This window comes from Haliscomenobacter sp., assembly GCF_040403615.1.
In the GTDB taxonomy this organism is placed as follows: Bacteria; Bacteroidota; Bacteroidia; order Chitinophagales; family Saprospiraceae; genus Haliscomenobacter.
Genome location: NZ_JBBAKG010000145.1, coordinates 1 through 12,300, shown reverse-complemented (window position 1 = coordinate 12,300; position 12,300 = coordinate 1). Strand labels below are relative to the sequence as shown.

The 12,300-nt window shown below is 43.0% G+C and carries 9 protein-coding genes; 5 read left to right on the top strand and 4 right to left on the bottom strand.

What is annotated here, in order from left to right; genetic code table 11:
- The 3 genes from ABW391_RS26535 to ABW391_RS26525 all read right to left on the bottom strand — a co-directional run.
- A partial coding sequence (locus ABW391_RS26535) for a hypothetical protein (protein ID WP_353484932.1) occupies window positions 1-1,384 on the bottom strand: 1,384 nt, incomplete at its 3' end.
- 214 nt (window positions 1,385-1,598) lie between these two features.
- Window positions 1,599-3,044 (bottom strand): ATP-binding protein, encoded by a 1,446-nt coding sequence (locus ABW391_RS26530; RefSeq protein ID WP_353484931.1) that lies wholly within the window; start codon window positions 3,042-3,044, stop codon window positions 1,599-1,601.
- Between the two features lie 434 nt (window positions 3,045-3,478).
- Window positions 3,479-4,912 (bottom strand): AAA family ATPase, encoded by a 1,434-nt coding sequence (locus tag ABW391_RS26525; RefSeq protein ID WP_353484930.1) that lies wholly within the window; start codon window positions 4,910-4,912, stop codon window positions 3,479-3,481.
- Between the two features lie 287 nt (window positions 4,913-5,199).
- On the opposite strand from ABW391_RS26525, the gene ABW391_RS26520 reads away from it, so the two are divergent.
- Window positions 5,200-6,369, top strand: coding sequence for a ligand-binding sensor domain-containing protein (locus ABW391_RS26520; protein WP_353484929.1), 1,170 nt, complete (start codon window positions 5,200-5,202; stop codon window positions 6,367-6,369).
- A 6-nt stretch (window positions 6,370-6,375) separates the two neighbouring features.
- On the opposite strand, the gene modA is transcribed toward ABW391_RS26520, so the two are convergent.
- Entirely contained in the window at window positions 6,376-7,146 is a 771-nt protein-coding gene (gene modA, locus ABW391_RS26515; RefSeq protein ID WP_353484928.1) for a molybdate ABC transporter substrate-binding protein, read from the bottom strand.
- A 188-nt stretch (window positions 7,147-7,334) separates the two neighbouring features.
- Here modA and ABW391_RS26510 point away from each other — a divergent pair, with 188 nt between their 5' ends.
- The 4 genes from ABW391_RS26510 to ABW391_RS26495 all read left to right on the top strand — a co-directional run.
- Window positions 7,335-8,201, top strand: coding sequence for a sulfite exporter TauE/SafE family protein (locus ABW391_RS26510; RefSeq protein WP_353484927.1), 867 nt, complete (start codon window positions 7,335-7,337; stop codon window positions 8,199-8,201).
- A gap of 103 nt (window positions 8,202-8,304) precedes the next feature.
- A complete protein-coding gene (locus ABW391_RS26505; RefSeq protein WP_353484926.1) occupies window positions 8,305-8,946 on the top strand; it encodes a peroxiredoxin in 642 nt (213 codons plus the stop codon).
- Window positions 8,947-9,205: 259 nt separating this feature from the next.
- Window positions 9,206-10,654, top strand: coding sequence for an AAA family ATPase (locus ABW391_RS26500; protein ID WP_353484925.1), 1,449 nt, complete (start codon window positions 9,206-9,208; stop codon window positions 10,652-10,654).
- Window positions 10,655-10,735: 81 nt separating this feature from the next.
- A partial coding sequence (locus ABW391_RS26495) for a TonB-dependent receptor (RefSeq protein WP_353484924.1) occupies window positions 10,736-12,300 on the top strand: 1,565 nt, incomplete at its 3' end.

The following is a 12,300-nucleotide window of genomic DNA, read 5'->3' as shown; positions in this document are numbered from 1 at the left end:
TAATAACCGTAGTATACGTTTTGTGTTTAGCTAGATACACAAGATTTTCATTGTAATCTTCAATTTTTTTACTAAGCCCCATCCGCTCAATTGCCTTATGGAAATCATATAGATTTCTTCGGATGTATATCAATGAATGACAAGATGGAAAATAAGTCTTAATTCTATCGATCGTACTTTTATCACTTTTAAAAGAAGTAAAAACAAACTCAAGGCCAATCCAGAAATTCAGCAGTTTGGTTTCAAGTTCAGCAGCTTCAGATCCCATCCTCAAGCATCGAAACCCTGAAGTAAGTTTTTCAATTGACTCTTTTGAAACTTTATTTGCGTGCAATTTTCGAACTTTTTTCAGGAGAATATTGAAAACTTCTTGATTTCCCCTTGTATAGCCTTCCAATTGATAATTACTAGGGACTGTAGAAGCCTTAGAGGGGTCTTCAATGCTGACGACTACGGCTTGACGATCTATCGAGTTTTTAATGCCATTGAACCCTAAATGGTATAAATCTAAATCTTTTGATATTTTAACCCTTGAAATTTCGACAGCCTCATAATGATCATGCGCTTCCACACTCAACCCAACTAGTTTGTTCTTTTTGTTGTCTTCCAAATACTTCTTCACTTGATCAGCTAGATTTTTAGGAAGTGTAGCTCTAAATTTTTTATTTACTTGGATGTAAGCATGATCTATTTCACAAAGGTTACTGAATTGAAATAGATCACTTAGTATGTTGAAAACAACTATGTATGAGGATTTACCTCTGTTAAAAAGCTCCTTGAATAGCTCGTACCTATGATTAAACGACATATTCTCACCCCCTGTATGTACAAATACTGTTCTCAGAAAATGATAAAGGTATTGTTTAGCATACCCTACGTTAGCCAATTCGATCAGAGAGAATTCAATTAGTACTTTAAAATTATTTAGATCGATCATGTCGCTTTTATTTGGGTCGCTTATATCACCGCCGTCATATCGATCTATCTGCACTTTTATTTCATTGACGAGAGCTTCAGCATAGTTTAAATTGTCTTTCAAAACTAGCTTACTTGACTGGATTAGGGTATCATGGTCTTTCAATTTTGATGTCAATACGTCTTCTATATAGTACTTCAGATGAATTGATGAAAAAATTAAACCTTTGGCTCCTTTCTCTAGCAAAGACTTAGTCTCTTTACTTACTTCAGCCACATATTCTTGTCTTTGAAGTACATTCTCCTTCACTTGGCAAGTAACCGCAACCAATTCTTCAATTACCGTTTTAGGGTTGTGAAGTCTTAATCGATAGCTATCTAAGGTGCCGATATACAGGCACTCCAATATTTTTTCAACGAATAGCTGTTGAATTTGATTCGCCTTATAACTAAAATTTAGTTGCTGCATATCATGAAAAGCGTTATCTTTGTGCCAGAATAAAGATACTCAAGATAATGAAAGGGGTTCGGAACTCACCTCTGTTTTCAAGTGTTTTCCGTCCCCTAAGAAATCTATAAGCCGACTTAATCTGGTCGGCTTTTTTATTTTAATACGTTACTGGGTTGAAAAATAGAGAAAAACTCTGAATGTTTTAACTTTACATGAAACATTTAATGTTAAATTAGTATTCTTCCCCCCCAAACAACTCCCCCAATCCCAATTCCCGATCCACGACACCTCGGCTGTGCTCATTCTCCAGCACTCCATAAGTACTGATGAACGTCAAAAAAACCTGCTTCTTCGTCTTCGAGTAATGCTTAAACAGGGCCATTTTTTTCCGCAAGTCCGCTGCGTAGGCTTTGCTGAGGATGTATTCCGAATTCGCCCATTTGATTTCACACAGGTTGATTACCTTATCATCGCGGTCGATCAATAGATCAATTTGGCAACCATCCATTCCTTCGGAACCTTTGCGGTAAAAAGCCGAAGCAGTAGCGAATACCCCGGAAATACCCAGGGCCTTTTTGATTTCAGGAACATGTTTGAGGCAAATGCTTTCAAAAGCGTAACCACTCCAGGCATTGAAAGCCGGACTGGCGTGAAAACTTTGCCAAATACCCGCCCCTTCCTTTTTTAAAGTTTCGATGAATTTGAGGTAGAACAGGGAATATTCATCACTCAGGCGGAAAAGTGAATCCCTTTTAACCCGTCCAAAGGGCAGGTATTCCGCAATGAACCCAGAATGTTGCAGTTCCTCCAGGGTTTTGCTCAAGCCCCCGCCGTTGGAAATTCCACTGATTTGTCCAATTTCCAGCCTGCTCAAACCCGAAGGTTTATCCGCCAAAGCCCGGACGACGGCCATATGGCTTTCCGCATGTTCAAAAAGGGAGGGATAAAGTTGTTCAAATTCATCGTACAAGGTGCCGCCTTTGGCAAAACAGATCCGGTCAATGCTTTGCGCTACACTTTCACCTTTTTGGATTTCCTTGAGGTAGTGGGGAATTCCGCCCATCGCCATGTACAATTCGGTGATTTGGTAGCGATTGAGGTTCAAGCCTTTGTTTTGTAGGTACAATTCGGTTTCCCGCAAAGAAAAAGGCTGGAGGTGCAAGCGTTTGGTGATGCGGTTGTACAGTCCACCTTTGTTGTGTACCACTTTTTGGATCATCCAGGAAGCAGCCGAGCCACAAATGACCACGATGATGTTTTTTTTCACCGCCCAACTGTTCCAAAAAAAACCAAAAGCATTGAGAAAACCTGAACGGTGGCTGTCCAACCAGGGAAGTTCGTCAAAAAAGACCACCTTTTTTTCCCCTTCAATGACATTTTCCAGGTATAAAATCAACAGATGAAATGCCTCCAGCCAGGTTTTGGGTTTTTGCAGGGGTAGGGCAGATTTGCTTTGCAAACTCAGCGCAACGACAAAATTTTCCAGTTGCTCGCTGTTTTTGGCGTGCTGAATCCCGGTTATTTCAAATGCAATGCGTTCGCTGTAGACGGACTGTATCAAAAAGGTTTTGCCTACCCGTCTACGGCCAATGATCGATACCAGTTCTGCTTCATCCGTAGTGAGTAAATTTTTAAGTACGCTCAGCTCATTTTCCCTTCCGATCAACTCTTTTGACATGATTGTTCGCTTTAAGTCTTAAAAATACAGACTTTGAGCGAGCAATATAATTCTATTACTCGCTCAAAGTCCAAAAAAAATCGAGATTGCGCGAGCAATACATAATTATTGCTCGCGCAAAGTCCCCAGAAAAGTGAGATTCCGCGAGCAATAACCCTTCCACTCAGATCTGCCGCAAATAACGCAACTTTACAATTCCATGATTTTCAAGCTATTTAAAGTTCGATAAGTCCTTAAATCCATACTTATTCAACACGACGTACAAAAACGATAGCGGGCGGTACTCCCAAGACAAACGAATGTTGTAATTTTTGGAATTGTCCTCCGAATTCTGCTGGTAAAAAGCGATCAATTGCAAGCGTGCATTGAGGGCAAAATGCTTAAATTTTGCAATAATCCAGCAATTTGCTCAAAAAACACTCCCAATTCCAAATTCACTCAAAAAACGCATCCATCGTCAGCGAAACGTCCACCAAACCCACGCTGTGTTCGTTTGAGATCAAAGGGAAAGGCGAAATCAAGGTCAAAAAAATCTGCTTCTTGGTCTGGGTTGCCGCCTTAAAGTAGGCGATTTTTTGCCGCATTGCGGTGGCCATTGCTTTGGTCAGGATCAGCTCTTCACTGTAAAACTTCAATTCGCATACATTGATGGCATGATCGTTTCGGTCTATGAGCAAATCTATTTGAAATCCGGCCTGCTGATCATTTCCGCGCTGGAAAAAAGAGGAAGATTCGGTATATACCGCGGCGATGCCCAAGGCTTTTTTGATCTGCGGCAAATGACGCAGGGCAAGGTTTTCAAAGGCGTAGCCGCTCCAACTTTTCCAGGATTGGTTTTGGCTGAACGTTTGCCAGGAACCTCGTTCAAGATTGTTGTTTTCTTCCATAAATTTTAAAAAAAACAGAGAATATTCATCCGTCAGTCTAAAGCGCATCTCTTTTTTCTTTTTTCCGAAAGCGTAAAAACCGGTTATAAAACCGGAACTTTCCAATTCCTCCAACACCTTGGAGGTGTTGCCCCCATTGGCCACTTCGCCCTGCTCGATGATCTCGGTTCTTGTCATGCCCTGCCTCGAACGGGCTAATAATCGGATTATTTTGATGTGGTTGTCCGCTTGCTCAAAAAGCGCGGGATAGAGTTGTTGAAATTCATCCGTCAACAGCCCATTTGGTGAAAAACAAATTTGGTCAATGTTTTGAGCTGCTGTTTTGCCGCCTTCTACCTCTTTCAAATAATGCGGGATGCCGCCCAAGGCCATATAAATTTGTAGCAATTGGTAACGGTCGAGTCTTACTCCACGATGAATCAAAAATGCCTCCGTTTCAGCCAGGTTGAAGGGTTGCAGATGGATGCGCCGGGTGATGCGATTGTATAGCCCGCCCCGGTCGCGAACAATATTTTGTATCATCCATGAGGCAGCTGATCCGCAAATCACCAGCATGACATTATTTTGTGAGGCCCAACTGTTCCAAAAATAACCCAAAGCGGGTAGAAAATCAGAGCGACGCGTCGCTAACCAAGGCAGTTCGTCGAAAAAAAGTACCCTTTTTTGTGGCTTTTTATCGGCGTCAAACCATGTAATGAGCATATTGAAAGCTTCATGCCAATTATTGGGCCGTTGAAAAGGTATCTTAGGTTTATTGTGTAGCGTCAGTCGGTCGGCAAAATTTTGGAGTTGCTGGCGCATCTCTATGTTTTGCTCACCAGTGAGTTCAAAATCAATTTTTCCAGCTAAGGTCTGCCGCACCAAAAAAGTCTTCCCTACCCTCCGACGACCAATCAAGGCCACCATTTCCGGTTCGGGGCTATTTAAAGCTTTGTTTAATACTTCGAATTCCAGTTTCCTGCCCACTAAAACTTGTTGCATAGTAAATGATTTGGCTGGGTTTGGTTAATTATATCAGGCTAAATCTCTGTAATAATACCACTTTTAGCCCGATATGAAAATCATATCGGGCTAAATCTCCAAAAATAAGCTACATTTAGCCCGATATAAAAAACAATAGCGGGCTAAATGTAGCAAAAACACCTATTTTCGATAACTCAATCAATTGCCTCACACCGACATGAAAGCATTCTCACTAGTTGTTTAAGCCTTAGGGAACACTAAAATATTGAGGATATCAAATTTTTAACACAGTAAAAATTGTAATTATGGCATTGAAAAAAATTTTACTCTTTAGCTTTTTGATAATTGCTACTTCCTGCAAGGGGCAAGAAAAAACAAACACACTTAAAGACCCTATTGCTTCCAAAACACTTCCAACAATAATAAGAAACTTTAAGACAGTTGCTTTGGCTCCCGATTTTGACACAACCTTAGTCAGTCAATATATCCGAAGTATTTTTCAGGATTCAAAAGGGAATCTATGGTTTGGTACAATAGGAGAAGGCGTGGTTAGGTATGATGAAAAAACACTCACCTACTTCTCTAACCCTGATGGTTTTATGGCCAACTCGGTGTTTGCGATCAATGAAGATAAAGAAGGTAATCTTTGGTTTGGAACTGACCAAGGAGTGTATAAATATGCCCCATCGGCTTACTTCGACTCCGCTCAGCACAAGTCGCTCAGGGCGGGTGGAAAAACCTTTAGGAATTACAATCAGAAAGATGGCTTGAGCCATATCGATATCAGTCGAAAAAGCATCCTTGTTGACAAATCGGGTACCATTTGGGTCGGCACTCATGGTGGCGTTTACCAATATGACCCCTCAGCAGATGCAAAAGGCGGTCAATGCTTTTCGCTATTTCCATTACTCCCGGCTATAAATGTTGCAGGCATTATGGAAGATAAAAATGGAAACATTTGGTTTGCTTCTTCTGATAAAGGTGTCTTTCGCTACGATGGAAAAACGATTGTAAATTTCAATGAAAAAGAAGGTTTGGGTGACAACTATGCAGGAGGTATTGCACAAGACCCATTAGGCAATATGTGGTTTACAATGAAAAACGGTATCTGCAAATTTGATCCTTCGGCTTACTTCGACTCCGCTCAGCACAAGTTGCTCGGGACAGGTGGCAAAACTTTTACAGAATATACCCCCAAAGACGGCTTGGGTGGAACTGAGTTTTGGGGAATAATTATAGAACAGTCGGGAATCGTTTGGATTACAGCAAGAGGCAGCACAACAAGATTTGATCCTTCTGTTCCCCTATCAGATCCAAATGCGTTTAGAGTGTTTACATCTGCCGACGGTTTTACTTGTTGTGTTCAAAGTATGTTTCAAGACCAATCGGGAACGATGTGGTGGGGTACGGGTCAAGGCCTTTATCGGTTTAACGGCACTCGATTTTATCAAGTTAAACAGATTGGCCCCTGGTAGTACCCATTAGTTATATCCGTATTTTTTCCAAATCTTTTTGGCCTCCGCCGAAAACAAAAAATCAAAAAACTTTTGACTCGCCTCGGGATGTTTGCTTTGGCCGTAAGTAGTAATGACCGCAGCTTGTCGGATCGGTTCATGGTTTTTGGGATCGATTTCGACCCAGTTTCCTTTGCCTTTCATCTCATCGGCCATGACCATTGATTTGGCGGTAAGGCCAACTTCGCATGCTCCGGTCAGAATGTATTGGGTGGCTTGGGCAATGCTCTCGCCGTACACCAATTTGCTTTCTACCGCAGCAAAGAGTCCCTTCTTTTTGAGCCATTCAAGCGCAGCGCGGCCATAAGGGGCGGTTTTGGGATTGGCAATGGCAATTTTCTGCACTTTGGCGCTGCGCAAAATTTTGCCATCTGTCTTGAGGCTCAAGCCAACCTGGGTTGTCCAGAGTACCAGTGTTCCCTCCGCGTATACTTTTGGTGCATTGGCGGTGGCTCCAGCCTTTTGCAAGCTCAAAGGATATTCTTCATCGGCGGAAATGAACACATCAAAAGGCGCGCCCTGGGTGATTTGGGTACTCAATTTGCCCGAGGAACTGTAATTGATCTCCACCACCAGCTTGGTTTTTTGCTCAAAAACGCGTTCGATTTCTTCCAGTGCAAAGCGGACATTGGCAGCGGCTGCTACACTGAGGTCTTGAGCCTGTAACTGAAATTGCAGTATTCCTAAAATCAGCATACAGGAGCCAATGGTTCGAAAAAAATTTACGGTCTTTTGCATAGTTTGATTGGCTTCAAAGCACCGCAAGCTCCTTCTTTCTGATAAAGGAGCTGCGGTCGCAATTAGCAAATTACTTATTCCGATGGATTCCACTCAAGTTTATAAAATTAAAATTTTCCTAAAAAAAACTCTACTAAGTTGATGAGGTTTTACTAAATTCGCCCCACGAACTCGATTAAACACAAAATATGCTCGAAAGAATTACACTTAGGCACATTTCAGTGGTCATTTTGTCCCTGAAGGTAGCAATGGCTATCGGATTGATTTGGGGAGTTTGGCAACACACTGCCGGGAAATTTTCCTTTCCTTTTGATATTTATTTCCTTGGCTATGTTTTGGCAGGCTTTGTAGCACAGGTGATTGATGGTGCTCTTGGAATGGCCTATGGTGTGAGCTGCACAACTTTGTTACTTAATTTGGGCATTTCGCCTAAGCTGGCAACGGCCAGTGTGCATACTGCCGAAGTATTCACTACAGGAGCATCGGGTCTTTCCCATCTTTTTCAGGGTAATGTGGACAAAAAGCTCTTTTTGCGCTTGATTTTGCCGGGAGTAATCGGATCGGTAGTCGGTGCGTATTTGATTTCAGAGGTTTTTGATGGCAAAGTGATCAAACCATACATTGCAGCCTATTTGTTGTTTTTGGGGGTATTGATTTTGATAAAAAGCTTCCGTACCCGCAAGCAAACCGAAAAAGTAAGGTTTGTATCCCTTTTGGGCATCACGGGTGGCTTTTTGGACGCAGTAGGAGGTGGAGGTTGGGGGCCAATCGTAACTTCCAACATTATAAACCAAGGCAACGACCCCCGCGAAACAGTAGGTACCGTCAATACCGCTGAGTTCTTTGTCACTTTCTTTAGTACAGGGGTATTTCTCTTTTTTGTAGGAGTAGAAAATTGGCAGGTAGTGGTTGGGCTTATCGTAGGTGGTTTATTGGCTGCACCATTTGGAGCCTGGCTGGTAAAAAAAATCAGCGCCAAATCCTTGATGTTTATAGTTGGATTGATCATTATTTTGACGCAATCCTATACCTTGATCAATTGGTGGTTGAAGTAAAAAACACCACCACTTTGTGAAGTGAATTTTGAGCTGTCAATGCGGACAACAACAGACACATTATAGGTGTTAAACTTATTTACTAAAAATAAAATCAAAAGATATGAGTCTGCGTCTCGGCGATATTGCGCCCAATTTTCAAGCCCAAACCACTGCGGGCGACATCGATTTTTACGAGTACCTGGGTACGGGCTGGGGAATCCTTTTTTCACACCCTGCTGATTATACCCCCGTGTGTACTACTGAACTTGGCCGTACCGCATTTTTGCAAGATGAATTCACCAAGCGCAACACCAAAGTGCTGGCGGTGAGTGTAGATCCCTTGGACAAGCACAAAAGTTGGGTGAATGACATCAACGAAACCCAACATGTAGATGTGCAATTTCCCATCATCGCAGATGAAAACCGCGTAGTGGCCGACTTGTACGACATGATTCACCCCAATGCATCAGAGACCTTTACGGTGCGCTCTTTGTTCATCATCGGGCCAGATAAAAAAGTGAAGTTGATCATTACTTACCCAGCATCTACCGGTCGCAATTTCAACGAAGTATTGCGGGTATTGGATTCTCTGCAACTGACTGCCAATTACAGCGTGGCTACACCAGCAGATTGGAAACAGGGTGAAGATGTCATCGTGGTACCTGCCGTATCAACCGAAGCGGCAATTGAGAAATTTCCAAAAGGAGTTACAGTGGTGAAGCCTTACTTGCGCTACACTCCGCAGCCTGATTTGGAAAACTAAAAGATACAAGTTTAATAATCGAGTATATTTTTTGAAGCGCCCTGTTGCAAAATGGGGTGCTTCTTTTTTTTACCTGGATGAAGAAATAATTACTCACTTACTTGAATTCGTATCCTTTGTGTAGTGCTACATTCCGCTGAGTTGATCCTTGCTCAATCCAGCGGAATCTACCTAAAAAAAGCACATTCCGCTGGATTGATCCTTTTTCATTCCAGCGGAATCTTTATCTTTGTGCAAACGTTTCTCAAAATATTCAAGAATGAGCAACCAAACACCACTGGTTGGCCGCCAAGCGGAGCAGCTTATTTTACAAAAAGCAATACAGTCCAACGAGCCTGAAATGGTTGCCATCCTTGGACGGCGGCGTGTTGGGAAAACCTTTTTGGTGCGTTCGACCTATGTTGGGAAAATCAGTTTTGAAATTACGGGCATCCAAAACGGGAGCACCCGCGAGCAGCTCCAACATTTTATCGACCGCTTGAATTATTACGCCCAACCTATGCTCCCTTTTCAGGCACCCAAAAACTGGCAAGAGGCGTTTCAGATGTTGATCATTTTTTTGGAAAAAAAGATGAATGGGGAAAAAATCGTGGTTTTTTTGGATGAATTTCCTTGGTTAGCAGGTCGCAATTCCGATTTTTTAAAAGCTTTTGGCCTGTTTTGGAATTCCTGGGCTTCACAAAACCACGTGGTCATTGTTATTTGTGGCTCGGCAGCTTCCTGGATGATTGCCAACGTTGTGCGTAACAAGGGTGGCTTGCACAACCGCATCACTCGCCGTGTCAACTTACAACCTTTCACGCTCCACGAAACCGAGCTGTTTTTACAGAGCAGATCAATTCAGCTCAATCGTTACCATATTTTGCAAATTTACATGGCGATGGGGGGGATTCCACACTATTTGAAAGAAGTGGAGCCCGGTAAAACGGCGATGCAAAACATTGATCAAATTTGCTTTTCTCCTCAGGGTTTCTTGCGTGAAGAATTTACTGAATTGTATCCCGCGTTATTTGACCATGCCGAAAACCACATCCTGGTTGTTCGTGCTTTGGCCAATACCTGGCAAGGCATGACCAGGCAGGATATTTTGTCAAAAACAGGGTTAACAGATGGAGGGAGTTCAACTCGAATTTTAGAAGAATTAACCAACTCTGGTTTCATCATGTCTTTTTATTCTTTTGGCAAAAAGAGGAAAGAGTTGCGGTATCGCTTGACGGATGAATATTCCCTTTTTTATCTCCAATTTATTGAAGACAAACGGGGTGAAGGAGCTGGAACTTGGGAACGCTTGGCTCAAACCCAAGCTTGGAAAAGCTGGAGTGGCTACGCTTATGAAAGCATATGCCTAAAACATATCCCTGCCATCAAAAAAGCATTAGGAATTAGTGGAATTTATACCGAGGCATCTGCTTATTATTTAAAAAAGAGTGATTTTGGAAGAGGAATCCAAGTTGATCTCTTGATTGACCGCAACGATCAAGCCATTAATCTTTTTGAAATCAAGTTTTATCAGTCGCCATTTGTTTTGAACAAAGAACAGGCTGAAGAGATTCAATTAAAAAAGGCTATTTTTAAATCAGCTACTTCAACACCAAAGCAGTTATTTTTCACCTTATTGACTACATTTCCACTGGTGCAAAATGAACACAGCCTGGGGACGATAGATAGCACTTTGGATATGAACTGCTTGTTTGAAGCCGTGATTTAAATTATTGCAGACAAAATCCCCACCAAGTGTCAGCTAATTTCTCGTAATTTGCCTTTGTTGTTCAGCGCAAATCCTACCTACATGTTCAAGTTTAAACCACTCTTTTGGGCGCTCTTTTTTCTCCCAATTTTTCTTTTCTCCCAAACCCCAAAAATCACCATCTCCGGCCTTTTGAAAGATTCCAGCACCAAGGCACCCTTGCCCTTCGTCAATGTAGTCTTCAAATCAGCCAAAGACAGTACTTTAATCAACGGTACCATCAGCAATGAGGAAGGGCGGTTTAGTGTGGCTGATCTCAGCAGTGGCACTTACGTTTTGGAATTGTCCCTGTTGGGCTACCGCCGCAGTGTACAAAGCGTGGAAGTCGGTAAATTGAGCGCCTTTTTGGATTTGGGCATTATTGAATTACAGGAAGACGCCGTCCAGCTCGGCGAAGTAGTGGTCAGTGGCAAGCAAGACGCAGTCAACAGCCAAATGGACAAAAAGACCTTTTCACTGGCCGATAACCTTAGCCAAAGCGGCGGTTCGGTGTTGCAAGCCATGAAAAACCTGCCCGGCATCACCACCGACAACGATGGCAAAGTACAACTGCGGGGCAGCGATAAAGTCACCGTACTCATCGATGGTAAACAAACCGCGCTCACCGGCTTTGGCAATCAAAAAAACCTGGACAATATTCCCGCTTCAGCCATCGAAAAAATTGAAATCATCAACAATCCCTCGGCCAAATACGACGCCAATGGCAACGCGGGCATCATCAACATCATCTACAAAAAGAGCAAAGAAGAAGGATTAAACGGGAAAATTGGAGTGATGACCGGCCTGGGAGCTTTGTGGCCCAAGGCCGAGAGTCTGCCCAACATACGCAAGCAATACCAGGCTACGCCAAAATTCAATCCATCGCTTGCCCTGAACTACCGCCGCAACAAAATCAACGCTTTTCTGCAAAGCGATTGGTTGCTGGACAAAACCCTCAATCGCAACGAGTTTACCACCCGATATTATGATGATGGCACCGTGATCCGGCAGCAAGTTCAACGCAACCGTACCACCACCAATATTGCTGCCAAGACGGGAATTGATTACAACCCCAGTGCCAACGATGCCTTTACCATTTCGGGTCTGTTCAGCAGCGAACACGTCCTGGATGATGGGGATATTCCTTATTTCAACGGAGATTTGTCAGTGCGCAGCCGGCTCTGGCAGTTCCATGAAGATGAATTCAATACCTTCTTTACGGGATCTGCGGTGTATCAGCACAAATTCAAGCAGGCCGGACATACCCTGAATGTCAGTTTCAACTATACCTTTCACCGCGAGGACGAGAAATATTTCCTGACCAACATCAATCCTACTTTTACTGGAAAAGACAATTTCAAGCTGATTGCCGATGAAAATGTCTCCGATTTTAGTCTGGATTATGTGCGTCCACTCCGGCATGGCCGTTTTGAGGGGGGCTTCAAGTTCCGCCGCAGGTACATCCCCACCAACATGCGTTTTTTCCCGGGTATCAACTCTCCCCTGGATACCAATGCTGCGGGCTGGGCCAATTACGGAGAGACCATTCCGGCCTTGTACGGCAACTACATCTACGAACGCAACAACTTCGAGCTGGAAGCGGGCCTGCGCCTGGAGTACGTTCAGCT